This window comes from Vibrio sp. R10-SG-ISO4 (assembly GCF_059834135.1).
This window is the reverse complement of the sequence record NZ_JCBDHJ010000001.1, coordinates 128,998-153,531: the sequence shown is the minus strand read 5'-3', so window position 1 is coordinate 153,531 and position 24,534 is coordinate 128,998. Positions and strand designations below refer to the sequence as shown.

General features: G+C 49.5%; 27 protein-coding genes and 4 tRNA genes. 23 read left to right on the top strand and 8 right to left on the bottom strand.

Features of this window, described 5'->3' with window-relative positions:
• Positions 1–46: 46 nt before the first annotated feature.
• From AC6R03_RS00715 to pfkA, 3 genes are all read left to right on the top strand, one after another.
• Positions 47–556 (top strand): CpxP family protein, encoded by a 510-nt coding sequence (locus tag AC6R03_RS00715; RefSeq protein ID WP_334555638.1) that lies wholly within the window; start codon positions 47–49, stop codon positions 554–556.
• 129 nt (positions 557–685) lie between these two features.
• A complete protein-coding gene (fieF, locus tag AC6R03_RS00710) occupies positions 686–1,594 on the top strand; it encodes a CDF family cation-efflux transporter FieF (protein ID WP_334555637.1) in 909 nt (302 codons plus the stop codon).
• Between the two features lie 273 nt (positions 1,595–1,867).
• Complete coding sequence (gene pfkA / locus AC6R03_RS00705) at positions 1,868–2,830, top strand: 6-phosphofructokinase (RefSeq protein ID WP_334555636.1); 963 nt, start codon at positions 1,868–1,870, stop codon at positions 2,828–2,830.
• A gap of 83 nt (positions 2,831–2,913) precedes the next feature.
• Here pfkA and AC6R03_RS00700 read toward each other — a convergent pair whose 3' ends face one another.
• The 3 genes from AC6R03_RS00700 to epmB all read right to left on the bottom strand — a co-directional run bounded on the left by AC6R03_RS00700 (position 2,914) and on the right by epmB (position 6,016).
• Positions 2,914–4,236, bottom strand: a complete 1,323-nt coding sequence (locus tag AC6R03_RS00700) for an anaerobic C4-dicarboxylate transporter (RefSeq protein ID WP_500631024.1) — start codon at positions 4,234–4,236, stop codon at positions 2,914–2,916.
• 95 nt (positions 4,237–4,331) lie between these two features.
• Complete coding sequence (locus AC6R03_RS00695) at positions 4,332–4,898, bottom strand: MgtC/SapB family protein (protein WP_334555634.1); 567 nt, start codon at positions 4,896–4,898, stop codon at positions 4,332–4,334.
• A gap of 95 nt (positions 4,899–4,993) precedes the next feature.
• Positions 4,994–6,016 (bottom strand): EF-P beta-lysylation protein EpmB, encoded by a 1,023-nt coding sequence (gene epmB / locus AC6R03_RS00690; RefSeq protein ID WP_500631025.1) that lies wholly within the window; start codon positions 6,014–6,016, stop codon positions 4,994–4,996.
• Positions 6,017–6,048: 32 nt separating this feature from the next.
• Between epmB and efp the strand changes: the two genes are divergently transcribed.
• From efp to rraA, 3 genes are all read left to right on the top strand, one after another.
• Positions 6,049–6,615: an elongation factor P gene (gene efp / locus AC6R03_RS00685; RefSeq protein ID WP_334555632.1), complete on the top strand. Its 567-nt coding sequence runs from the start codon at positions 6,049–6,051 to the stop codon at positions 6,613–6,615.
• 123 nt (positions 6,616–6,738) lie between these two features.
• Positions 6,739–7,659 carry a 1,4-dihydroxy-2-naphthoate polyprenyltransferase gene (locus AC6R03_RS00680; RefSeq protein ID WP_500631026.1) on the top strand — a complete coding sequence of 307 codons (921 nt, stop codon included), beginning with the start codon at positions 6,739–6,741 and terminating at the stop codon, positions 7,657–7,659.
• A gap of 100 nt (positions 7,660–7,759) precedes the next feature.
• Positions 7,760–8,284: a ribonuclease E activity regulator RraA gene (gene rraA / locus AC6R03_RS00675; RefSeq protein ID WP_334555630.1), complete on the top strand. Its 525-nt coding sequence runs from the start codon at positions 7,760–7,762 to the stop codon at positions 8,282–8,284.
• A gap of 93 nt (positions 8,285–8,377) precedes the next feature.
• Here rraA and AC6R03_RS00670 read toward each other — a convergent pair whose 3' ends face one another.
• Together AC6R03_RS00670 and tpiA are read right to left on the bottom strand one after the other, a co-directional pair.
• The gene (locus tag AC6R03_RS00670; protein WP_500631027.1) at positions 8,378–9,727 is read right to left on the bottom strand and encodes an MATE family efflux transporter; all 1,350 of its coding nucleotides are present in this window, start codon (positions 9,725–9,727) and stop codon (positions 8,378–8,380) included.
• Positions 9,728–9,907: 180 nt separating this feature from the next.
• Positions 9,908–10,678 carry a triose-phosphate isomerase gene (gene tpiA / locus AC6R03_RS00665; protein WP_010445251.1) on the bottom strand — a complete coding sequence of 257 codons (771 nt, stop codon included), beginning with the start codon at positions 10,676–10,678 and terminating at the stop codon, positions 9,908–9,910.
• A 278-nt stretch (positions 10,679–10,956) separates the two neighbouring features.
• Between tpiA and AC6R03_RS00660 the strand changes: the two genes are divergently transcribed.
• Both AC6R03_RS00660 and AC6R03_RS00655 read left to right on the top strand, forming a co-directional pair.
• Entirely contained in the window at positions 10,957–11,304 is a 348-nt protein-coding gene (locus AC6R03_RS00660) for a 5-carboxymethyl-2-hydroxymuconate Delta-isomerase (RefSeq protein ID WP_334555628.1), read from the top strand.
• Positions 11,305–11,319: 15 nt separating this feature from the next.
• On the top strand, positions 11,320–11,745 hold the full coding sequence (locus AC6R03_RS00655; RefSeq protein ID WP_500631028.1) for a DUF805 domain-containing protein: 426 nt from the start codon (positions 11,320–11,322) through the stop codon (positions 11,743–11,745).
• Between the two features lie 39 nt (positions 11,746–11,784).
• On the opposite strand, the gene coaA is transcribed toward AC6R03_RS00655, so the two are convergent.
• The gene (gene coaA, locus AC6R03_RS00650; RefSeq protein ID WP_500625634.1) at positions 11,785–12,708 is read right to left on the bottom strand and encodes a type I pantothenate kinase; all 924 of its coding nucleotides are present in this window, start codon (positions 12,706–12,708) and stop codon (positions 11,785–11,787) included.
• A 207-nt stretch (positions 12,709–12,915) separates the two neighbouring features.
• Between coaA and AC6R03_RS00645 the strand changes: the two genes are divergently transcribed.
• From AC6R03_RS00645 to rplI, 11 genes are all read left to right on the top strand, one after another.
• A tRNA-Thr gene (locus AC6R03_RS00645) sits at positions 12,916–12,991 on the top strand.
• 46 nt (positions 12,992–13,037) lie between these two features.
• Positions 13,038–13,122 (top strand) — tRNA-Tyr (locus tag AC6R03_RS00640).
• 35 nt (positions 13,123–13,157) lie between these two features.
• Positions 13,158–13,232: transfer RNA gene (locus AC6R03_RS00635), tRNA-Gly, on the top strand.
• Positions 13,233–13,244: 12 nt separating this feature from the next.
• A tRNA-Thr gene (locus AC6R03_RS00630) sits at positions 13,245–13,320 on the top strand.
• Positions 13,321–13,455: 135 nt separating this feature from the next.
• A complete protein-coding gene (tuf, locus tag AC6R03_RS00625; protein WP_500631029.1) occupies positions 13,456–14,640 on the top strand; it encodes an elongation factor Tu in 1,185 nt (394 codons plus the stop codon).
• A 341-nt stretch (positions 14,641–14,981) separates the two neighbouring features.
• A complete protein-coding gene (locus AC6R03_RS00620) occupies positions 14,982–15,170 on the top strand; it encodes a (2Fe-2S)-binding protein (RefSeq protein WP_334554990.1) in 189 nt (62 codons plus the stop codon).
• A gap of 85 nt (positions 15,171–15,255) precedes the next feature.
• Positions 15,256–15,732, top strand: a complete 477-nt coding sequence (gene bfr, locus AC6R03_RS00615; RefSeq protein WP_500629303.1) for a bacterioferritin — start codon at positions 15,256–15,258, stop codon at positions 15,730–15,732.
• 230 nt (positions 15,733–15,962) lie between these two features.
• Positions 15,963–16,343 (top strand): 30S ribosomal protein S6, encoded by a 381-nt coding sequence (rpsF, locus tag AC6R03_RS00610; protein ID WP_004747103.1) that lies wholly within the window; start codon positions 15,963–15,965, stop codon positions 16,341–16,343.
• Between the two features lie 8 nt (positions 16,344–16,351).
• On the top strand, positions 16,352–16,654 hold the full coding sequence (gene priB / locus AC6R03_RS00605; RefSeq protein WP_500629302.1) for a primosomal replication protein N: 303 nt from the start codon (positions 16,352–16,354) through the stop codon (positions 16,652–16,654).
• A gap of 16 nt (positions 16,655–16,670) precedes the next feature.
• Positions 16,671–16,898 (top strand): 30S ribosomal protein S18, encoded by a 228-nt coding sequence (gene rpsR, locus AC6R03_RS00600; protein ID WP_000090472.1) that lies wholly within the window; start codon positions 16,671–16,673, stop codon positions 16,896–16,898.
• Between the two features lie 32 nt (positions 16,899–16,930).
• A complete protein-coding gene (gene rplI, locus AC6R03_RS00595; protein WP_487901818.1) occupies positions 16,931–17,383 on the top strand; it encodes a 50S ribosomal protein L9 in 453 nt (150 codons plus the stop codon).
• Between the two features lie 84 nt (positions 17,384–17,467).
• Here the strand turns inward: rplI and AC6R03_RS00590 are convergent, their stop codons facing one another.
• Complete coding sequence (locus AC6R03_RS00590; RefSeq protein ID WP_487901817.1) at positions 17,468–18,232, bottom strand: DUF481 domain-containing protein; 765 nt, start codon at positions 18,230–18,232, stop codon at positions 17,468–17,470.
• A 173-nt stretch (positions 18,233–18,405) separates the two neighbouring features.
• Here AC6R03_RS00590 and AC6R03_RS00585 point away from each other — a divergent pair, with 173 nt between their 5' ends.
• The 3 genes from AC6R03_RS00585 to AC6R03_RS00575 are packed head-to-tail and all read left to right on the top strand — an operon-like array spanning position 18,406 to position 22,096.
• The gene (locus AC6R03_RS00585) at positions 18,406–19,818 is read left to right on the top strand and encodes a replicative DNA helicase (RefSeq protein WP_500625640.1); all 1,413 of its coding nucleotides are present in this window, start codon (positions 18,406–18,408) and stop codon (positions 19,816–19,818) included.
• Positions 19,819–19,830: 12 nt separating this feature from the next.
• Complete coding sequence (gene alr / locus AC6R03_RS00580) at positions 19,831–20,925, top strand: alanine racemase (RefSeq protein WP_487901822.1); 1,095 nt, start codon at positions 19,831–19,833, stop codon at positions 20,923–20,925.
• Entirely contained in the window at positions 20,918–22,096 is a 1,179-nt protein-coding gene (locus AC6R03_RS00575; RefSeq protein WP_500630527.1) for a BamA/TamA family outer membrane protein, read from the top strand. The genes alr and AC6R03_RS00575 overlap by 8 nt, the downstream gene beginning before the upstream one ends.
• 15 nt (positions 22,097–22,111) lie before the next feature.
• Here AC6R03_RS00575 and AC6R03_RS00570 read toward each other — a convergent pair whose 3' ends face one another.
• Positions 22,112–22,531, bottom strand: a complete 420-nt coding sequence (locus AC6R03_RS00570) for a secondary thiamine-phosphate synthase enzyme YjbQ (protein WP_500625642.1) — start codon at positions 22,529–22,531, stop codon at positions 22,112–22,114.
• Between the two features lie 289 nt (positions 22,532–22,820).
• Here AC6R03_RS00570 and pgi point away from each other — a divergent pair, with 289 nt between their 5' ends.
• The gene (pgi, locus tag AC6R03_RS00565; RefSeq protein ID WP_334554997.1) at positions 22,821–24,473 is read left to right on the top strand and encodes a glucose-6-phosphate isomerase; all 1,653 of its coding nucleotides are present in this window, start codon (positions 22,821–22,823) and stop codon (positions 24,471–24,473) included.
• Positions 24,474–24,534: the final 61 nt, after the last annotated feature.

Sequence of the window (24,534 nt, the reverse complement as noted above, 5' to 3'; positions counted from 1 at the left end):
GTGAAGACAGCTCCACACAATAACTTGAACAAGAAAGGTAACGATTATGAACACTGCAAAAAAAATGGTATTGGCTGCTGTTGTCCTCCCTCTCACATTAGGTACTGCGAGCGCATGGGCGTTCGGTGGCGGTGGTAAAGATAACCACAAAGGGCCGCGTGATGAGTGTCGTGGTGGTCTGGATCGCGGCATCATGCGTCAACTGGACCTAACCGAAGAGCAGCAAGCACAGCTTAAAGAGATGCGCGAAGCCGGTCGTGATGAAATGAAAGCGAAATTCAAAGAGAATTTTGAGTCACATCAAGCGCAGATGCAGGCACACCGTGCGAGCGTGCAAGCGTTGGTACTGGCTGACACCTTCGATCAAGCGGCCGCACAAGAATTGGCGAAACAGATGGTCGACCAACAGACTGAGCGTCGTGTGAAGATGCTAGAGAAAGAACACAAAATGTTAAGCGTACTAACACCTGAGCAAAAAGCTAAGTTTGTTGAGCTGCAACAAGAGCGCGCGACAGAGTGTGGTGAAAAAATGCAAAAACGCATGAACAAAAACTGATCATCGCTCTCTACTGCCTTTGGCGACCTTCGGGTCGCCTTTTGTGTTTCTGGGGCTTGGCTGCACTTTCACCACACATAAGGTTATACTTAAGCCAATTTTTGCAATGGCTTAACGTAGAAAACGGATATGAAACAAGAATATGCACGTTTGGTGACGATGGCAGCATGGACCGCTACGCTTGTCGCCAGTGGCTTGCTGGTGGTCAAGGTGGGCGCTTGGTGGATGACGGGCTCAGTGAGTCTACTCGCGTCACTGATCGACTCTATGCTCGATATTGCCGCCTCGTTGGTCAATCTGGTGGTGGTGCGCTACTCACTTCAACCTGCGGATCGTGAACATGCGTTTGGTCACGGCAAAGCGGAATCGCTGGCGGCGCTAGCTCAAGCGATGTTTATCTCAGGCTCTGCGGTATTCCTGATTCTTAATGGTGTTGACCGATTTTTCCGTCCTCATGCCTTGGTGTCGCCTGAATATGGCGTCTATGTGAGCTTTTTCGCCATGTTGGTGACGTTCGGTTTAGTCACATTTCAACGCCATGTGGTGAAAAAAACCGGCAGCCAAGCCATTGCCGCAGATTCATTGCACTACCAATCGGACTTATACATGAATGCCGCGATCATGGTGGCGCTTGGTCTCAGCTGGTTTGGCATTACTCAGGCGGATGCGGTGTTTGCCATCATCATCGGCGGGTACATTCTGTTTAGCGCCTATAAGATGGTCAAAGAGGCGATTCAAACCTTGCTCGACAGAAAGCTACCCGATGAGGAGCTCGCTCAGATCAAAGCATGTTGTCTCTCTGTGGAGGGGGTGCACGGCGTGCATCAGTTGCGTACCCGTATGTCAGGGCCAACACGCTTCATCCAATTGCATCTTGAGCTGGACGATCATCTACCGCTGATTGAGGCGCATCGAATCTCGGATCGCGTGGAAGATTCGCTGTTGGCGACCTTCCCCGAAGCGGACGTATTGATCCACCAAGATCCCTATTCTGTGGTGTTCGGTAAAGAGCGTAAACAGAAGGTTCATCGCTGGTAATCTTAGCGAAGAGGCGACAAATGGCTGGGGGTTGGCTATCTTTCTAGCGAGTGAGTATTAACCTTGATACTGACGTGTATCAATTCCCGTTATGAGCAAAGCTGTAATACTCTTACATAAGTAGAAAACTTACATTAACGTCTACAAAATAAAAGTAGTATTCCTTGTGGCGCAAGGTAACATACTACGCAGTTAAAGGAATTTTGTTGGTGGCCGCCTGTAAACCACTAACGTAATATTTTGAAATAAGATTCCCAAAAATCGAGGGTGAGCATGATTAAGAAGATTGGTGTTTTGACAAGTGGCGGTGACGCCCCTGGTATGAACGCAGCAGTACGTGGCGTAGTCCGCACTGCACTCTCTGCAGACATTGAAGTATACGGAATTTACGATGGTTATCTTGGCCTTTACGAAAACCGTATCGAGAAATTGGATCGTTCGAGCGTTTCTGATGTGATCAACCGTGGTGGTACCTTCCTGGGCTCGGCACGTTTTCCTGAGTTCAAAGAAGAGTCGGTACGCCAAAAGGCGATCGAAAACCTGAAAGAGCACGGCATCGAAGCCTTGGTGGTGATCGGTGGTGACGGTTCGTACATGGGTGCGAAGAAGCTGACTGAAATGGGTTACCCATGTATCGGTCTGCCGGGCACGATTGATAACGACATCGCGGGCACGGATTACACTATCGGTTATCTCACTGCGCTTAACACGGTTATCGATGCGATTGACCGTCTACGTGACACTTCATCGTCTCACCAGCGTATTTCTATCGTTGAAATCATGGGCCGTCACTGTGGCGATTTGACCCTGATGTCTGCGATTGCGGGCGGTTGTGAATACATCATCACCCCAGAAACGGGCCTTGATAAAGAGAAGCTGATCAGCAACCTCCAAGACGGTATCAAGAAAGGTAAAAAGCACGCGATCATCGCTCTGACTGAGCTGATGATGGATGCCAATGTACTGGCAAAAGAGATTCAGACTGCCACTGGTCGTGAAACTCGTGCCACCGTGCTAGGCCACATTCAACGTGGTGGTCGCCCAACAGCATTTGACCGAGTTCTCGCGTCGCGTATGGGTAACTACGCCGTACACCTATTGATGGAAGGTCAAGGTGGCCGTTGTGTGGGTATCCAGAAAGAGCAACTGGTTCACCATGACATCATCGATGCGATTGAAAACATGAAGCGTCCAGTTCGTCACGATCTGTTTAAAGTCGCGGAAGAGCTGTTCTAATTGACAGCGTCCAACTGAGAACAAGCAAAAGGCCAGTATCATACTGGCCTTTTTGTTTTTCGTCTCACGTCAGAGTGGCGGCGCTAGTTAATTGCGGTCGAAATCAGATACCCGACAAAGGTCGCACTGACGACACCGATAAACCCGGGCAGGATGAAGCTGTGATTGAGGACGTACTTACCAATTTGCGTTGTTCCTGAACGGTCAAAGGAGATGGCCGCCAAATCACTGGGGTAGAACGGGAAGAAGAAGTACGCGTAACAAGCGGGCAAGACGCCGATAAGTACGGGAGCAGGAATGCCCATCGCAAAGCCAAGGGGGAGCATAATCGTCAGCACGGCGGCTTGGCTTTTCAAGAATACCGAAACCACAAACATCGCAATCGCAAACGTCCACGGGTGCGCTGCGACAACATCGCTGACTAGGCTGATTAGATAGGGTTTGTGATGGCCGATGATGGTGTCACTCATCCAAGCAATACCAAAGATGATGATGACCGCCGTCATCCCCGCAATAAAGACATTACTGTGAACAATTTTCTTCGGGTTCACTTTGGTGGTGAGCAATATCACTGCGCCGACCGACAGCATCAAAAACTGAATCGCGACCGACATTTTGACCCCTTGTGGCAGTAAGGCGAGATCTTTGCCAAACATGGCGACAAAAATCACCGTCAAGATACCAGCCAAAAAGATCCCAAGCCCTCGCTTCGCCATTTTCTGGTCATGTTGAACGTCTAGGCTCTCTTGTTCTTCATCGATTAATTGCGCTTTGAACTCAGGATCTTTGCAGCGTTCGATAAAAGCAGGATCTTGGTCGAGTTCTTTGCCGCGTTTTAGACTCCATAGACAGCCAATTAACACGCCCGTCAGGGTCGCAGGAATGGTGACCATGAGGACGTTAACCAGGCTGATGTCGAGATGGTTATCTGCGGCGGTCGCCATGACGACAGCGGCCGCTGCGGCGATCGGGCTCGCTGTGATCCCCATTTGCGATGCGACCGTTGCCATCGCCATTGGACGTTCGGGGCGAATGCCCTTCTTGTAAGCCACATCATAAATGACCGGCAGAAGTGGGTAGACTGAGTGACCGGTGCCGACCAGCACGGTCAGAGAGTAGGTACACAGTGGGCCAAGGAAGACGATTTGGTTGGGGTGTTTGCGCAGCAAACGCTCAGCAAATTTGACCAAGAGTTTGAGGCCACCAGTGGCCTCTAAGGTTGCAGAGGCAGCTACCACGGCAAGAATGATCAGCATGACACTGATCGGTGGGCTACCGGGGGCGATACCAAACACAAATGCAAGGACAGAGACGCCCAAGCCGCCAAGTAAACCAAACGCGATGCCGCCATGGCGAATGCCAACAAAAATGACGGCCAGCAGCAGCAACATATGTATATAAAACATGATCACATCCTGGGGGTAATAGATAACTGTGATTTATGCTACTCAAAACCCTTACGCTGGAATGTGAAGTTGTATGCTTATCTCGCGTGTCTGTTTTACAATCCGCCAGTTCTTTGTTTTTCGTCAATAAAAACCGCGCTATTTGCGTTTGTGCTCGCAAATTGTTCGTTCGACACTCGGCGAGATTCTTTGCGGTTTTGGAATTTCTGGTGCACGCCACGGCGCAATGCCTTGATGTGGTTTTCCGCTTTATCGACGCCCAGCAGCACACTTAATGTCAGTACGGTAATGACGATGGATTGTTGCTCATAGCCCAGCCCTGTCATCAGCCCAAGCGCCGCTAACACCCAAATGACCGCGGCAGAGGTGACGCCATGAATTTTGCCATCCAATGTCATCATCACGCCTGCGCCTAAAAAGCCAACCCCAGTAATGATCTGACCCAATACGCGGGCTTGGTCTAAGGTGTTCGGTGAGAGCGACACGGCCATCGACATAAAACAGTACGTGCCTGCGATAATAAGGATTGACGTGCGGATACCGACTGGCTTGCCGCGTGTTTGACGTTCGACACCAATAAGAATGCCGTTGATCGCGCAGCAAAGCAGTGCTGACCAAGAAAACGGACCGAGGTCTAACAAGGATGAGAGTGAAGGGTGCATGGTCTCCTCTGAGATGGGCATGAGTGATACTGGGAAACCGCAAAGTATGCACTGAGTGTCTCAGAGGAGCGAACAAAAGCTTTTTGTCGTCGGGATTACTCTAAATGTAAATCAAGGGGGGTTTTGCTTTTTCTGCCGCCGATCTCTCGCGTCAAGGTAGGCACAAGGTAACCAGATACGCGCTCGATCACTCCCGCCATGATGGTTTTCGCTTCGCTGTCTGAAATATGAAAATGCGCGCTGCCTTGCACCTTATCTAGCACATGCAGATAGTAGGGTAAAATGCCCGCATCAAATAGAGACTCGCTTAACGCCACTTGGGCATCGACATTGTCATTGATACCTTTCAGCATCACCGCTTGGTTCAACATGGTCACACCAACCTGCTTAAGCGCGCGCACCGCTTCGCTGAAGGGCGCATCAATCTCATTGGCGTGATTGATGTGGGTGACCATCACCACTTGCAGTCGCGTGCTGGCCAGCAGTGTGCACAACCCGTCTGTGACGCGAGCAGGGATCACCACAGGTAGGCGAGTATGAATGCGCAGACGCTTAATGTGCGGGATGGCTGCTATGGCGGAAATCAACCATTCCAGTTCACTATCTTTGGCCATTAATGGGTCGCCCCCCGAGAGAATCACTTCGTTGAGTTCGGTGTGAGCGGCGATGTAGTCGAGGTTTTTTTGCCAAACGGCTTTGTTGCCGCGATTGTCCTGATAGGGAAAGTGGCGGCGAAAACAGTAGCGACAGTTGATTGCGCAGCCGCCTTTGACAATCAAAAGCGCTCGATTGCGATACTTATGCAGTAAGCCCGGTTGGGCGTTATCTTGCTCTTCGAGTGGATCTTGGCTAAAACCTGGGTGCCATTCAAGCTCTTGCGCGACCGGTAAAACTTGGCGCAGTAAAGGATCCTCTGGGTTGCCCTTTTCCATGCGAGCAACAAAACTTAACGGGACGCGCTGAGCAAATTGTTTGCGTGCAGCAAAGCCGTCTTGCCACGGGGTGGGGTCAATCTCGAGATGTCGTAATAACTCGGCCGGATCCGAGATCCCACTTGCTAGTTGATTGAGCCAGTTTTGCTCAACAGATTCGACTTTTCGGGTTATGATAGGCGGCATTGAATTTAGCTCTAAGAATGTAAGAGGAAAAAATGGCTACAGTTAGCACGAATGAATTTAAAGGCGGCTTGAAACTCATGCTCGACAACGAGCCTTGTGTGATCCTTGAAAATGAATACGTTAAGCCGGGTAAAGGCCAAGCGTTCAACCGCGTAAAAATTCGTAAGCTTCTTTCTGGTAAAGTGCTAGAGAAAACCTTTAAGTCTGGTGACACATGTGAAGTCGCAGACGTTATGGATATCGATCTAGATTATCTCTATAACGACGGTGAATTCTACCACTTTATGAATGCGGAAACGTTTGAGCAGATCGCGGCGGATGCGAAAGCTGTGGGCGAGAGCGCAAAATGGTTGGTGGAAAACAACACCTGTATGCTGACGCTGTGGAACGGTAACCCTATCGTTGTAACGCCACCTAACTTCGTTGAGCTTGAAGTGACAGACACTGACCCTGGCCTAAAAGGTGATACACAGGGTACCGGTGGTAAGCCTGCTACGCTATCAACCGGTGCTGTGGTTCGTGTACCTCTGTTTATCTCTATCGGTGAAGTGATTAAAGTCGACACGCGCTCAGGCGAGTACGTGGGTCGCGTAAAATAATCACCCGATGCGTGATAGCGTGAGAAAAAGGCCACATCGTGGCCTTTTTTGTTTTTTCGGCTGCGGCAAAGTGTCACAATAGCCCGAGTTTGTTAGTGATATAGAGATCAAAGGTTCTGGTTTATGAAAGCGTCTTTGCAAATTTGGTTGGGTGCGGCTCGGCCAAAAACGCTGCCGCTGGCGCTGGTGTCGATTTTGACCGGTAGCGTGCTAGCGTACTCTCATCATGAGTTTTCTCTATCGATCGCGCTGTTGGCGTTTGCGACGGCGACCTTATTGCAAATTCTCTCCAACCTCGCCAATGATTACGGTGATGCCGTCAAGGGCACCGATAACGACAAACGTCTTGGCCCGATGCGCGCCATCCAGTCGGGCGCGGTCACGACCCAAGACATGAAGCAAGCGATCGTCATCAATGTCATCATGACGATATTGTCCGGGCTGGTTTTGGTCTTCTACGCCTTAGAGAGTGTGCAAAGCATCTTGGCCTTTATCGGCTTAGGGGTACTGGCGATCATCGCTGCTATAGCGTATACGGTGGGGTCGAAGCCTTATGGCTACGTCGGGCTCGGCGATGTCTCTGTGTTTCTCTTTTTTGGTTTGCTCGGTGTGGCCGGGACCTATTTTCTTCACACTGGTGTTGTCCAAGTGTCATTGATTCTTCCGGCGATAGGCTGCGGGTTGTTGGCGGTTGCGGTACTGAATATCAACAACATGCGCGATATCGAGAACGATCAAGAGTGCGGAAAGCGTACGGTTGCAGTGCGCTTGGGCCAACAACGTGCGAAGCATTATCACTTTTTCTTGCTGGGCTTCTCTCTGTTAGCCTTTGCGCTCTACTTACTTCATCAACCAGAACCAATGTGGGTCAGCTTGCCGTTTTTGCTCAGTGTACTGGTGGTGTTTAAACATGGCCGAGCGGTCTGGTTGGCGAATAAACCCGCTCAGATTGCGCCGATGATGCCGGTGATTGTTAAATGCTCCTTGCTGACTAACCTGCTGTTTGCTGGCGTGGTCGTCGTGCAAACACTGATGAGAGTCTGATCACCTTCACAAGAGCTTGTATTATTGCGCCTTGTCATTGCAATGACTTAATGACCGGATATACTCGAGTGAGTCAACCAACGGTTTGGGAAGGTAACTCATGGAATACAATACGTCCGCTTTGTGTGATGTTTATATGGATCAGGTCGATGTGGTCGAGCCCATGTTCAGCAACTTTGGCGGCAGTGCGTCATTCGCTGGCCAAATCACAACGGTGAAGTGTTTTGAAGACAACGGGCTGATTCGTGAAGTGCTCGAACAAGACGGCTTAGGCCGTGTGCTGTTGGTCGATGGTGGCGGTTCGCTAAGACGTGCGCTCATTGATGCTGAGCTCGCTTCTCTTGCTGAAGAGAACGAGTGGGAAGGCATTGTTGTCTATGGCTGCGTACGTGAAGTCGATGAGTTAGAAGACATGAGCATTGGTATTCAAGCCTTGGCCTCGATTCCGGTTGGTGCGAGCTCACAAGGCGTGGGTGAAACGGAAGTGGCCGTCAACTTCGGTGGCGTGACCTTCTTACCCGAAGACTACCTTTATGCCGACAACACAGGCGTGATCCTCTCCCAAGAGCCACTTGATATAGATTTAGACGTCGATGAGACCGATGTCGTCGATGAGACGCTCTAAATCACCACACCAGCTTCTCACCACACCAGCTTCGGCTGGTGTGTTCGTTTCTAGGCCTTACTTTCCTTTAAATCCTGACTCATTTTGAACGTTTTACGGGTGTCGCGGTGCAGACAAGTGAGCGCTGCGCAGTTTGAGCGCGTAGAGGTAGGCGAGTACACCGCCGATGACATTGCCAACGGCAATGCCGATAAACAGTCCTTCAATGTCATACCAAAGACTGCCAACCCAGGCACAGGGTAGGGTGAAAATGAACAGACGCATAAAGCTCCACTGAAACGCTTTAAGCGGTTCATGCAGCGCATTCAGCCCTGAGACCAGCATCATTAACATTCCTTGAAACCCGTAGCTAAAGGGCACAACGAGTAAGTAGTGCCACAACAGATCTCTGACCGCTTGCTCTTGAGAAAACAGAGAGGAGATGGGTATGCTCAGCGGCACCATCATGACAAAAATCCCCAATTGGAAAATCAGTGCAAAGCGCATGGTGAGGAACAAACCGGCGAAGCCGCGCTGCGGATTTTTCGCGCCCAAGTTCTGAGCCATAAACGGAGTCAGGGCAGAGGTGAGCGACATCAGCACCAAGATAAGAATCGACTCCACCCGCTGCGCTGCACCGTAGGCCGCTACGGCACTGGTGCCGTGCGTCGAAAGCAGTATCATCAGAATCGCACCTGAGAGCGGTGTCATGGCATTTGACAGCGCCGCCGGCGTGCCGATTTTTAGAATGGATTGGCAATCACTGCGAAGGGTGGTGAGGTCTGGTTTGGCGAGCAACTTCTCGCGCCGCGTGAGCACGTACAAGGAGCCTAACAGTGCCCCCGCCCAACTAAGAGCGCTTGCGATCGCCGCGCCTTGAATCCCGAGTGCAGGAAACGGGCCGTAACCAAAAATCATTAAAGGATCGAGCACGCCATTAATCACGCCGGCCAGCATCATGATTTTAGCCGGGGTTTTGGTATCCCCCGTAGCGCGAATCGCGCTGTTTCCCGCCATCGGAATGACGAGCAGCGGTATGGTTAAATACCAAATCGCCATGTATTGGTCGATAAGGGGAAGCAAATCTGGCTCAGCGCCCAGCAGTAGAAAGAGCGGTTCAATCGTCAGTAATCCACAGATGGACGCCAACGACACTAAGGTGACTGCCAACAGTAAACCGTGGGTCGAAAATCGCGCTGCATCGTTGGTATGGCCTTGGCCAAGTAGACGAGCAATGTTGGTGGAGATGCCCATTCCTATGCCCATAGTGATGCAGTTGACGGCAAAGGTGACAGGAAAGGTATAGCTGACCGCTGCCAGCGCTTGGGTACCGAGCAGAGAGATAAAAAACGTATCGACCAGATTGAACATCAAAATAGCGATCATGCCAAAGGTCATCGGCACGGTCATTTGGCGCAAAACGTCGGGAATGTGACCCGTTAACAGGCCATGTTTATCTTGCATCGAGGACGTCAACTCTCACGGGCGGAAAAGCGTAGCATACTTTATCTGCTCTATGACGACCAACCCCCATCGTTGAGATGGTGTGAGGCGTACATATTTGGGCCGGCTTTGGGTTTTGTACCGCGGCAACAAAAAAGGCCAGCGCAAGCTGACCTTTGTCTATGTCCATAAAGGATTGGATTAAGCTTTTGCTGCCGCCGCCGCTTTTGCAATCGCTGCAAAGCTCTTCGCGTCAAGAGAAGCGCCGCCAACGAGAGCACCATCGATGTCTGGCTGTGAGAAGTACGCTTCTGCGTTTTCTGGCTTCACAGAACCGCCGTACTGGATGATCACTTGCGCAGCAACCGCTTCGTCTTTTGCCGCGATAAGTGCGCGGATAGAAGCGTGAATGCGTTGTGCATCTTCTGCCGTCGCTGCTTTGCCTGTACCGATAGCCCAAATTGGCTCGTATGCGATGATGGCGCCGTTTAGCGCTTCAACACCGTAAGTGTCGATCACTGCATTGATTTGACGAGCACAGACGGCTTCCGTTTCGCCCGCTTCGTTTTGCGCTTCAGATTCACCGATACAGAAAACAGGGGTTAGACCGTTTTCTTTTAGGAAGTTGAATTTCTTTGCGATGAACTCGTCAGATTCGTTGTGGTATTCACGACGCTCGGAGTGGCCGATGATGATGTGAGAAGCACCGAAATCTTTCAGCATTTCTGGCGACATGTCACCTGTGAAGGCACCGCTGTTGTTGAGGTCAGTGTTTTGTGCACCCAGGATAATCTTGTTACCGCCTTCTGCGATGACACGCTCAGCAAGGTCGATGTAAAGTGCTGGTGGCGCAACGGCTACGTCGACACCTTCGACGCCTTCAAGCTCAGCGTTTAGACCCGTTAGCAGCTCAGTGACCATTGCTTTGCTGCCATTCAATTTCCAGTTACCCATCACTACAGGACGACGCATAGGAATACTCCCTCTCTTTTTAACGTAGAACGTTCATTAATGTAAAAAATCTGGGTAGGAATATAACAGATTAAATGGTCCAGATCATGATTACCGTCATGTCTTATTGGGTTTGTAAACCTTTTGCCGACTGCCTTGCGCATGGATTTAGCATAACTGACCGCTCTGGCAGTGATCCCGTAGACAGAATCGCTGGCATCGAGTGCGAAATAAGTACAGAAATTGATAATAGTGGCGTATACCTATCCAACCAGCGCACTAAAAAGGGAACAACATCGATGCCAAACCTAGTTATGGAATACTCCAACTCTGTGGATGAGCGTGTTAATGTGCAAGGATTACTCGAGGATTTGCATTTCGTGGTTTTACAATCAGGCCTGTTCGACACCTTATCCGTCAAGTCTCGCGCATTGCGCTGCCATCATTGGCTGCTTGGGGATGAAGGTGACAGTAGCGATTTTATTCATATTGGCTTCGAGCTGTTGGCGGGAAGAACTGAGGAACAGAAGCGTGATTTATCTCGTCAATTAATGGCGGTGTTGCAACAACAAGCGGGACACGTGCGTAGCTTAACCGTTAATATTCGCGATATGGACCCGAGCTGTTTTCAAAAAATCATCAATTAACCATTAGGGAATACGATGTCAATTAAAGCACTGCTGTTTTCATTTCAAGGCCGCATTGGTCGTAAGGTTTATTGGCTGTGGAATGTGGTTTACTACCTAGTGATTGTAAGCTTCGCTGCGACACTCAACGCGGTTATTCCAGCGACGGCCCATCTCATCCTGCCGGTGTTCCTTGTCATCGTGTTGATTCCTGACTTAGCCATCACCGCCAAGCGTTGGCATGACAGAGACAAATCCAGTTGGTGGCTGTTACTGAATGTTCCACTTGTTATCGGACGTATGACGATGCCAGTGGGTGACCCTGGGCAAGTTGCTCAACCGGCGGCGCTGCAAACCGCCATTTCGGTCGTCGCGATGATTTGCGGAGTGTGGATTTTGGTCGAGTGCGGCTTCTTTAAAGGCACAGAAGGCGAGAATCGTTTCGGCCCGCAGCCAGAATAATCAGCTGTTCTATAGTAAGAGAGTTTTTATCACCCTAGGCTATTTACGAAGAAGGACTTCTTCCACTTTGTGGTTGAGTCCTTTTTTTAGGATCAGCTGCGCCCGCTCGCGAGTGGGTAAGATGTTGTTGCGCAGGTTAATACCATTGATGGAATGCCAGATCTCCTTTGCCTTATCTATCGCCTGCTGTTTCGACAACTGGGTGTAGTGGCTGAAGTAAGACCCCGGTTTAGTGAAGGCGCCGGAGCGAAATTTTAGAAAACGCTCAATATACCACTGCTCAATCACCTCACTGTTGGCATCGACATAGAGGGAGAAGTCTAAGAAGTCGGAGACAAACACACGATGAGGATCGTGTGGGTAATCCATCCCACTTTGTAACACATTGAGCCCCTCTATAATCAGCACATCAGGTCTATCCACCACTTTGACTTCATCGGTGATGTCATAGGTGATGTGAGAGTAGACCGGCACTTCCAAGTTGGGCTTGGCGGCTTTGACGTCTGAGACGAATTGTACCAAACGCTTGATATCGTAAGATTCAGGAAAGCCTTTACGGTGCATAATGCCACGTTCATCGAGTACGCGCTTAGGGTAAAGAAAGCCATCGGTGGTCACCAGCTCGACTTTTTGATGGTTATCCCAACGTGACAGCAGTGCTTGGAGTAAACGAGCGGTGGTGCTTTTGCCGACCGCCACACTACCGGCAATCCCAATAATAAAAGGTGGAGCACTCTCTTGGTTGCCCAAGAAATTGTTCAGGACGGTATTGCGACTTTGCCGAGCGGCGACATAGAGATTAAGCAATCGCGCTAGGGGCAGATAAATCTCAACAGCTTCTTCCATCGTCAGGCTTTCGTTCACGCCTTGCAGCTCCCGCAAATCCTCTTCAGACAACGTCATGGGCACAGAATTGCGTAATTCTGCCCACTGCTGTCGGGTAAAAGAGAGATAGGGAGTCATGTGTCGTCCTAACCTGAGTTGAAGATGCGAGCAGCGACATTACAACAACGGACTTAGATTGCAAACGAGATGATCGATATTCGCGTGATTTGCCCGACAATTTGCTCGATTTTTCAACAAAAAAGCAGAAAGTATCCAATTTGGCATTTTTTTTTGGATTTGCTATTGCAAGGTAGAAAATCATTCAATAGAATGCGCACCACTTATGCCGACTTAGCTCAGTAGGTAGAGCAACTGACTTGTAATCAGTAGGTCACCAGTTCGATTCCGGTAGTCGGCACCATTTCTCTATGCATCTCCTTTAGAGAGCGAGAAATAGATAAAAATTTGGAGGGGTTCCCGAGTGGCCAAAGGGAGCAGACTGTAAATCTGCCGGCACTGCCTTCGATGGTTCGAATCCGTCCCCCTCCACCATATTCTTTAGGAAATAGCTCGAAGAGTTACGTGTTGCGGGCATCGTATAATGGCTATTACCTCAGCCTTCCAAGCTGATGATGCGGGTTCGATTCCCGCTGCCCGCTCCACTCATTATGAGTGCTGATATAGCTCAGGTGGTAGAGCGCATCCTTGGTAAGGATGAGGTCGGCAGTTCGAATCTGCCTATCAGCACCAGCTCTCAAGCGAACTTTTCCTTTTGATACTTTCTTTTTACTAAACTACGTTTAGTGATTGAGAATAAGTTTATCACCAATTTGTTTGGTTACGTGGTCTTGCGCCACTTAAAATCCGTACCTAGAGGGACTACTCATGTCTAAAGAAAAATTTGAACGTGTAAAACCGCACGTAAACGTTGGTACTATCGGCCACGTTGACCACGGTAAAACAACTCTAACTGCTGCTATCTGTACTACTCTTGCTAAAGTGTACGGCGGTGTAGCGAAAGACTTCGCATCTATCGATAACGCTCCAGAAGAGCGTGAGCGCGGTATCACAATCGCAACGTCTCACGTAGAGTACGACACTCCAACTCGTCACTACGCACACGTAGACTGTCCAGGACACGCGGATTATGTTAAGAACATGATCACAGGTGCTGCACAGATGGACGGTGGTATCCTAGTTGTAGCTGCGACAGATGGCCCAATGCCACAGACTCGTGAGCACATCCTACTAGGCCGTCAGGTTGGTATTCCTTACATCATCGTATTCATGAACAAATGTGACATGGTTGACGATGAAGAGCTACTAGAACTAGTAGAAATGGAAGTACGTGAACTTCTATCTGAGTACGATTTCCCAGGTGATGACCTACCAGTAATCCAAGGTTCTGCACTAGGCGCGCTAAACGGCGAAGAGCAGTGGGAAGCGAAGATTGTTGAGCTAGCAGAAGCGCTAGACACTTACATTCCTGAGCCAGAGCGTGCAATCGATCAGCCATTCCTAATGCCAATCGAAGACGTATTCTCAATCCAAGGTCGTGGTACAGTAGTAACAGGTCGTATCGAGCGTGGTATCCTAAACGTAGGTGACGAAGTTGCTATCGTAGGTATCAAAGACACGACGACTACAACATGTACTGGTGTTGAGATGTTCCGTAAGCTTCTAGACGAAGGTCGTGCGGGTGAGAACGTTGGTGCACTTCTACGTGGTACTAAGCGTGACGAAGTTGAGCGTGGTCAAGTACTAGCTAAGCCTGGTTCAATCACTCCACACACTAAGTTCGAGTCAGAAGTATACGTACTGTCTAAAGATGAAGGTGGTCGTCACACTCCATTCTTCAAAGGCTACCGTCCACAGTTCTACTTCCGTACAACTGACGTAACAGGTAACATCGAGCTACCTGAAGGCGTAGAAATGGTAATGCCAGGCGATAACATCAAGATGACTGTAGAGCTAATCGCACCAATCGCGATGGACGAAGGTCTACGTTTCGCAATCCGCGAAGGTGGCCGTACAGTTGGTGCTGGTGTTGTTGCTAAGATCTTCGACTAATTCTGACGAATTAATTGAGATCTAGCACTTCTCTTCATTCGTGAAGAAAGCGCGACAAGAAAAAGGGAAGCTTAGGCTTCCCTTTTTCGTTTTTTGACGGCGAGCGAATGAGATGAGTTATAAGAAAAACATCGGCGAGAAGAGATGTCGCTATTATTTTTATCGCTAGATCATTAGCTTACTAGCGGCATTGAAAATGCTTCGCTGCTAAGTGAATCAGACCCACATTTCCTCATTTCTTTTATAACCAATCGATCTATATTTTACTCATTTGAGACTGGTAATAAGAATGGTTCTCTTTTATATTCAATCTAGAAGTCGTTAGGTCAGGTAGTAAAATTATGTTCGTTTGTTTGTGTCATGGCGTCTCGGATAAAAAAATCCGCAAGTTAGTTGTCGAAGAGGGCGTGACCGATATAAAAGGAATCAAGAAATGCACAGCCTTAGGCACCCAATGTGGTAAGTGTGTGCGCACGGCGAAAGAGATCATCAACGAATCGGCAGTGAATCTGTTTAAACAAGCTAGCTAATCCACTAGCTAAAAATGTGTCGACTTTTTTGACACCTTCTCATTTGGTTCTACAGTTAAAAGAGCCAAAGAGGAGGGCTTCTGTCATGAAAGGCGATCCAATTATTATCCAGCATCTCAACAAAATTCTCGGCAATGAACTCGTTGCCATCAACCAATACTTTCTTCATGCTCGTATGTACAAGGATTGGGGGCTAAAGCACCTCGCAGACAAAGAGTACCATGAGTCTATCGACGAGATGAAACACGCCGACCATCTCATCGAGCGCATTTTATTTCTAGAGGGCATTCCTAATCTTCAAGACCTGGGTAAGTTGATGATCGGGGAAGACACCAAAGAAATGCTCGAATGCGATCTGAAGTTAGAGCTGATAGCCATACCGGATTTGAAAGACGCCATCGCCTATGCGGAAGACATTCGAGACTACGTCTCTCGTGATCTGTTCCAAGAAATCCTAGAAGATGAAGAAGAACACGTGGATTGGCTTGAAACGCAACTTGGATTGATTGATATGACCGGTATCGAAAACTATCTCCAAGCGCAATTTGTTGATGAAGATTAACTAACGTTTCACTAACGTCACTACCGAAGCTGAGTGTATGCGTTGCCTACAACGCACACTCGGCAACCTAGCCAAGTTTGTCATACCTAACTCATCTTTTCTCTTGCTTAAACTGCTTTCTTTCTGTACTATTCCGGCTCCTTAAATCTCAGTCAATTATCTTTAGTTCCTTGCTTCCTCTGGACGACTGAGCCAATTGTGGAAGCTGAATAATCCGTAAGGAGCAACCCATGCGTCATTACGAAATCGTATTCATGGTGCACCCAGATCAAAGCGAGCAAGTTGCTGGCATGATCGAGCGTTACACTGGTTCAATCACTGAAGCTGGCGGTACTATCCACCGTCTAGAAGACTGGGGTCGCCGTCAACTGGCTTACCCAATCAACAAGCTTCACAAAGCTCACTACGTTCTAATGAACGTGGAAGCTGATCAAGCTGTTATTGATGAGCTAGAAACAGCTTTCCGTTTCAACGATGCAGTTCTACGTAACATGATCATGCGTACTAAAGCGGCTATCACTGAGCAATCTATCATGCTTAAGCAGAAAGAAGAGCGTGCTCCTCGTCGCGAAGAGCGTGCTGAAGCTAAGCCAGAAGCAGCGGCTGAGTAATTTCACTTATGACCAATCGAATGGAGCTCAGTGGCACCATTGCTAAGCCTCCCATTCGAAGTAAAAGCCCAAGTGGTATTGAACACTGTCGGTTTTGGTTAGAGCATCGCTCGACCATGATTGAAGCTGACCTACCGAGACAAGTCTATTGTCGTCTACCGGTCGTGATCAGTGGGCAAAGGTCACAAGCATTGACTCAGAATTTAGTACAAGGCAGTAACATTAAGGTAAGTGGTTTTGTCGCTTATCAAACCGGCCGAAATGGCGTTGGGAAATTAGTGTTACATGCCGACAACATTACTCAAATTTAAGATCAGGAGATAGCCCATGGCTCGTTTCTTCCGTCGTCGTAAATTCTGCCGTTTCACTGCAGAAGGCGTACAAGAGATTGATTACAAAGACGTAGCAACTCTTAAAAACTACATCACTGAAGCTGGTAAAATCGTTCCTAGCCGTATCACTGGTACAAGCGCTAAATACCAACGTCAACTAGCTCGCGCTATTAAGCGTTCACGCTACCTAGCTTTACTTCCGTACACTGACAAGCATCAGTAATCGGTCGTTTTATTAAGAAAGAGGATTAAGCAATGCAAGTTATTCTACTTGATAAAATCGGTAACCTAGGTGGTCTTGGTGACACTGCAAACGTTAAATCTGGCTACGCTCGTAACTTCCTTATCCCACAAGGTAAAGCAGTTATGGCAACTAAGACTAACGTTGAGATGTTCGAAGCTCGTCGCGCTGAGCTAGAAGCAAAAGTTGCTGAGCAACTTGCTGCTGCAGAAGCTCGCGCTGAGAAAGTGAACGCACTAGAAGCGGTCGTTATCGCTTCTAAAGCAGGTGACGAAGGTAAACTATTCGGTTCTATCGGTACTCGTGATATCGCTGATGCAATCACTGCAGCTGGCGTTGAAGTAGCTAAGAGCGAAGTTCGCCTACCTGAAGGTGCTCTACGTACTACTGGTGAGTTTGAAATCAGCATCCAACTTCACTCTGAAGTATTTGCTGCTATCAACCTACAAGTTGTACCAGCTGAGTAATTCAGCCTTAAGACGAATAGCAAAACACCAGCCTCGGCTGGTGTTTTTTTATGTCTGCTATTTTGCTCAGGGTTCTTCTTTCATTTAGAACACAAACAGCAAGTTGACCGAAAACATACTATCAGCTTTGCTTAGCCCTTCTGGAACCTTATCGTGATATTGGCGGTTATGAGTGAGCTTAAGCGCAATATCCTCAGTGATGTTGTTGGTGACACTGATGTCGGTATCGGTTCGGGTGTTACTGTGGCCGCTAACCCAAGTCACGTCCGCGGAGAGACGTAGGCTTTCAAGCACTTGCCAACTGCTGTTGATGTTGCCACGAAAAATCGCTTCCCTCACAATGTTGGGAAAGATGATATCGTCATCATCAATTTCATCAAGGTTGGGTTCTTGGTAGCGATAACCCGGACCGACTTCGACTTCAAGCAAGAAGTCATCCGTGTTTGATAACTGATAACCGAGCCCTCCCGAAAGCGTGTGATCTTTGTAGTACGCGGTGTACTTTGAGTTGACGCCTTTATAACTCGAATAGAGGTAGGTCTTGGGCCCAAGTTTATAGTCACCTTGCATAGTGTAGGTGGACTGCCGCTTGTCTTCTGTCCCATCTTTGTAGAGCAGGTAGTATTTCCACTCTCCGCTGGTACGGTAGCGACCTTTAATGTACTCGGCACTTAAACGAGAGTTGAGCGATTCGGAGTCGGAATTGCCCTTGTGTGCTTGATAGCCGAACTCGACCTCTGTATCCCAGGGGGAAGGTACTTGGATATCCATTTCACTTTGATCCGTACTATCTGCGTAGGCCAAGGACGAGCCTATTAACCCCACGCACAATAACCAAAGTTTTGACACTCAGTACCTCTCGGTCGAAAAATAACAGGGCGCAATAATAAACAGGCTTTGTATAGACTTGGTCAGGGCGGAGTCAAAACTCAAATCGGATCGTTGTTCCTAGCTTGAAACGGGAGACATAGCGATGATTCTCGTTATAATGTCCGGTCAGGAACAAGTTGTTGAGTGAAATCATGGCCCAGAGCAAAGTAGAGAATCGGAACCTTAAACCACGAGACGCCCAAGTCGATGCCATCAAAGTCCCACCGCACTCATTAGAAGCCGAGCAGTCGGTCATTGGTGGCTTGCTGTTGGATAACGAGCGTTGGGATACCGTCTCTGAGCGTGTGGTCGCCAAAGATTTCTACAGTCGACCTCACCGTTTAGTGTTTCAAGCGGTACAAGCCATTTTGGAAGACAACAAGCCACTTGATCTCATCACCTTGTCAGAATTTTTAGAGCAGCGCGAACAGCTTGATGAAGTAGGCGGCTTTGCTTATCTGGCGGACTTAGTCAAAAACACCCCGAGTGCGGCGAACATCAATGCGTACGCAGACATTGTGGCTGAGCGCGCACTGGTTCGCGACTTGATCGGTGTTGCCAATGAGATTGCCGATGCCGGCTACGATCCACAAGGACGCAGCTCAGAAGATCTGCTCGACTTGGCTGAGAGTAAAGTATTTGCCATTGCCGAGTCCCGCACCAATGAGAATGAAGGTCCGCAAAACGTCGACAACATTCTAGAAAAAACCCTCGAACGTATCGAACTGTTGTACAAAACGCCGCAAGACGGGGTGACTGGCGTCAACACGGGCTTTACGGATCTCAACAAGAAAACCGCGGGTCTACAGGGTTCTGATTTGGTCATTGTCGCAGCGCGTCCATCGATGGGTAAAACCACCTTTGCGATGAACTTATGTGAGACCGCGGCGATGGAACAAGACAAGCCCGTGCTGATCTTCTCTCTTGAGATGCCCGCGGAACAGATCATGATGCGTATGCTCGCCTCGTTGTCGCGTGTTGATCAAACGAAAATTCGTACCGGTCAGTTGGATGATGAAGACTGGGCGCGTATCTCATCGACCATGGGGATTCTCATGGAGAAGAAGAACATGTACATCGATGACAGCTCAGGTTTGACACCGACGGAAGTGCGCTCGCGCGCTCGTCGTGTGGCTCGCGATCATGGCGGTCTGTCGATGATCATGGTCGACTACCTTCAGCTCATGCGCGTCCCTGCGATGTCGGATAACCGGACGTTGGAAATTGCAGAGATTTCTCGCTCATTGAAAGCGTTGGCTAAAGAGCTCAATGTGCCTGTGGTGGCGCTGTCTCAGTTGAACCGTTCGTTGGAGCAACGAGCCGATAAACGTCCGGTGAACTCGGATCTGCGTGAATCGGGCTCTATCGAGCAGGACGCCGACTTGATCATGTTCATCTACCGTGACGAGGTGTACAACCCAGATAGCCCGATGAAAGGGACCGCAGAGATTATCTTGGGTAAGCAGCGTAACGGTCCGATTGGTTCAGTGCGACTGACCTTCCAAGGTCAATGGTCGCGCTTTGACAATTACGCGGGTCCTGCGTTTGATATGGATGATGAATAATCGATGAGTTACATGAAAGCGGCAACCGCATCGATTAATTTGGATGCGCTGAAACACAATTTGGCTCGCATTAAACACCAAGCGCCGAGCAGCAAAATCATGGCCGTGGTGAAAGCGAACGGATACGGGCATGGACTTCGTCACGTTGCCAAGCACGCTGAAGGTGCGGACGCGTTTGGCGTCGCGCGCATTGAAGAGGCGCTGGGGCTTCGCGCTTGTGGTGTGGTGAAACCTATCCTCCTTCTCGAAGGCTTTTATTCACCAGGGGATTTACCTGTATTAGTCACCAACAACATCCAAACGGTGGTGCACTGTGAAGAGCAGCTTCAAGCATTAGAAGATGCCGAGTTGGATACTCCTGTTGTGGTTTGGCTGAAAGTCGACAGCGGTATGCATCGCTTAGGTGTCAGGCCAGAGCAATACGAAACGTTTGTTGCCCGTTTGAAGCGCTGCCCGAATGTGGCGAAGCCGCTGCGTTACATGAGTCATTTTGGCTGCGCTGATGAGCTCGAAAGCAGCACCACGCAAGAGCAAACCGAGCTGTTTCTCTCTTTGACGCAAGGTTGTGAAGGTGAGCGTTCTCTCGCCGCGTCTGCGGGTTTACTGGCTTGGCCAGAGAGCCAGTTAGAGTGGGTAAGACCCGGCATCATCATGTATGGCGTGTCGCCATTTAATGATCAAAGTGCGGCGGATCTCGGCTATCAGCCAGTGATGACGTTAAAATCTCACCTCATTGCGGTTCGAGATGTGAAGCAAGGGGAAAAGGTCGGTTACGGCGGCACATGGACTTGCGCGCAAGACACCAAAGTCGGCGTGATTGCGATTGGTTACGGCGATGGCTACCCAAGAACCGCGCCCAATGGCACCCCTGTGCTGGTCAATGGTCGCAGAGTGCCGATTGTCGGTAGAGTGTCGATGGATATGCTAACGGTCGATCTTGGCGGTGACGCACAAGACAAAGTGGGTGATGAAGCGATTCTTTGGGGGCAAGATTTACCCTCCGAAGAGGTGGCGTCCCACATTGGCACCATCGCCTATGAACTGGTGACTAAGCTCACTTCGCGTGTTGAGATGGATTACCAGAAGTCTCTGCAAAGCTATGAATAAACTGCGAATGCTGGCCCTAGTGGCCAGCTTTTTTATCGCTACCTTTTGCCACAGTGGCGAGAAAGATTCTGCGTTTCTGCCCTTTTATTTTAGTACCGAAACGCTCGGTAATACCTTCGGTGTTGCTGGGGTGGCGAAAGGCGTAGGGCAACCGCAAACCGTGCTCTTTGGCATGGGGTTGTACTCTGATAAAGCCAGTTATCTTGGTTATGTTGCGGCGTTCAATTACGCACTCTCCTCTCATTGGCTGGTCAGTACGCAGATGTACCAAGCGCGCTTTAATGACAACCCTTATTACCTTGGAGAGCAGGGTAGCAATGCGTCGCCTACGGGGGGCAGCACCATCACCAACGGTGATGAGCAGAACTACCAATTCGAGTTTAAATATTTGCTCCCTTGGGGGCTGGTTTCACAGCAAGGCATGAGTGGTGTGTTTGCGCCGTCACGTCCGGTCAGCACCGCCTCACCTTACGACTCTGGCGTCACTTCCATCAGCGTGACGCCGTTTTACTCAGAGCGTCAATTGGATGTCTACACGCAAGCAGAGAAAGCCACTGGCGTTGAGGTGAGCCTAGATTGGGATAATAGAGACAGTGTCCGCAACCCAACCAAAGGCTCACACTCGGCGTTCACGGTCAGCATGGGCACAGAGCAGCGCCTTAGCGATAGCTGGATAAAGTGGGAAGCGCAGAACAGCCAGTATGTTGCCCTTGGCCCTTTGGGCAGTTGGTTTGATCAGCAAGTGCTGGCGTTTGATGTCTATGCCGCAGACACGCCGACCTGGGATGCCTGTGAGGGTTGTGCGAGACCGCCAGAGCAACTTCAGGCGCGACTTGGCGGTTTATATCGCCTACGAGGCTTTACCGCAGGGCGGTATCACGGTCGCTCGGCGCTGCACTACTCGATAGAGTATCGTGTCTTACCCGATTGGCAGCCGCTAGAGAGTGTGCCCGTTCTTAATTATTACGATCTGCCTTGGTGGCAGTGGGTACTGTTTGCCGAAGCTGGTCGTGTGGCTGATGATTTTGATTTAGCCACACTCCACTCAGATATGCAGTGGAACCTTGGCGGAGCAGTGAGGCTTCAGGTCGAAGGCGTGGTCGTTCGCGCCGAAATCGCGAAAGGAGCGGAAGAAGGCACGTTTCGCGTGATGATCAATCAGCCGTTCTAATCACACCGATGGGCTCTACTCTCCTTGTAGGGTGGCCATAATGGTTCGTGTCCCACCGTTGTCTCGGTGTTCACCCAGATAAATCCCCTGCCATGTGCCCAGTGCTAATCGACCTTGTCGAATCGGAATCATGACACTGGCGCCGAGAATCGATGCTTTAATGTGCGCGGGCATATCATCATCACCTTCATAAGTATGACGGTAGTAAGGCGCGTTTTGTGGCACAAAGTGATTAAAGTGCGCTTCCATATCGCTGCGCACGGTAGGATCGGCGTTCTCATTGAGGGTAAGACTTGCGGACGTATGTTGGATGAATAGCTGTAATAAACCGACAGAAATCGATTGAATTTGTGGCAATTGTTGCTCAATTTCATCGGTAATGAGATGAAACCCGCGCGGTTTCGCGCGCAATTGTACTTGGGCCTGAGACCACATAAAGACTCCTTATCTAGACAAACCCGCTGGCAACATTGCTTAGGGTTAGTGCAGTGATTAACGGTGCAGCATCACCAAAATCAATGCTATTATTCCACGTGCAACGACGCAGTTGCTCGGTTTTGAAGCGGGTAACGTGACCTAACTCAAAGAGAGTGAGGGTACCCTAGGTCATAATGAGCAACTGAAAAAAAATTACAATTATTCTTCATTTTCAAATTCGGGGATTCCACCAGTTTTCGCTAGACTGAATGGAATAAAAACGGACTGTAACATCGGGATAACGACCATGTTGAAAACTATCAATCCAACGCAGACATCCGCTTGGAAAGCACTCACTGCACATTTTGAATCCGCGCAAGATATGGATCTTAAAGCGCTCTTCGCACAAGACCCAGCGCGCTTTGACAAATTTTCTACTCGCTTTGGCGACGATATGCTTGTCGACTACTCAAAAAACCTCATCAATGAAGAGACGTTAAAGCACCTGTTTGCTTTGGCACAAGAAACGGATCTGGCGTCCGCGATTGAGGCCATGTTCAGTGGTGACACCATCAACCAAACTGAAGGCCGCAGCGTTCTGCACGTGGCGTTGCGTAATCGCAGCAACACGCCAATTATGGTCAATGGTGAAGATGTGATGCCAGCGGTGAACGCGGTTCTAGAGAAGATGAAATCGTTCTCTGAGCGTGTGATTGGCGGTGAGTGGAAAGGCTACACAGGCAAAGCCATCACCGATGTCGTGAACATTGGTATCGGCGGCTCTGACCTAGGTCCATACATGGTGACTGAAGCGCTCGCGCCGTACAAAACACACCTCAACATGCACTTTGTCTCTAACGTTGATGGCACCCACATCGCTGAAACGTTGAAGAAAGTAAACCCAGAAACCACACTCTTCCTTGTGGCATCGAAAACCTTCACCACGCAAGAAACCATGACCAATGCGCACTCTGCTCGTGATTGGTTCTTAGCATCAGCGGGTGATGAAGCGCACGTAGCTAAGCACTTTGCGGCCTTGTCGACTAACGCTAGCGCGGTGTCTGAGTTCGGTATTGATACCGACAACATGTTTGAGTTCTGGGATTGGGTCGGCGGTCGTTACTCACTGTGGTCTGCGATCGGTTTGTCGATTGTATTGGGTGTCGGCTACGACAACTTCATCGAGCTACTGACCGGTGCTCATGAGATGGACAACCACTTCAAGTCGACAGAGCTTGAGAGCAACATTCCAGTGATCATGGCGTTGATCGGTATTTGGTACAACAACTTCCACGGCGCAGAGTCGGAAGCGATCTTGCCATACGATCAGTATATGCACCGCTTCGCGGCGTACTTCCAGCAAGGTAACATGGAATCCAACGGTAAGTTTGTCGATCGCAACGGTGATGCTGTGACTTACCAAACGGGCCCTATCATTTGGGGTGAGCCAGGAACCAATGGTCAGCACGCGTTCTACCAGTTGATTCACCAAGGCACTAAGTTGATCCCATCGGACTTCATTGCGCCAGCGTTGAGCCACAACCCAACCGGTGATCACCATCAGAAATTGATGTCGAACTTCTTTGCTCAGACTGAAGCACTTGCGTTTGGTAAATCTGCAGAGACAGTGAAAGCGGAGTTCTTGGCGGCAGGCAAAACGGAGCAGGAAGTGGAAGCCCTGGTGCCATTCAAAGTGTTTGAAGGTAACCGCCCAACGAACTCCATCTTGGTTAAGCAGATCACTCCACGCACATTGGGTCAATTGATTGCGATGTACGAGCACAAGATCTTTGTTCAAGGCGTGATTTGGAACATCTTCAGCTTCGACCAATGGGGGGTGGAGCTCGGTAAACAGTTGGCGAACCAGATCCTACCTGAACTCGGCGATGACGCGCCAGTGAGCTCTCACGATAGCTCGACCAATGGCTTGATCAACGCGTTCAAAGCACTGAAAGCGTAATGATCGGCTGTTGACCGCCAAGTATGAAAACGCCAGCGATGTCGCTGGCGTTTTTTTGTCG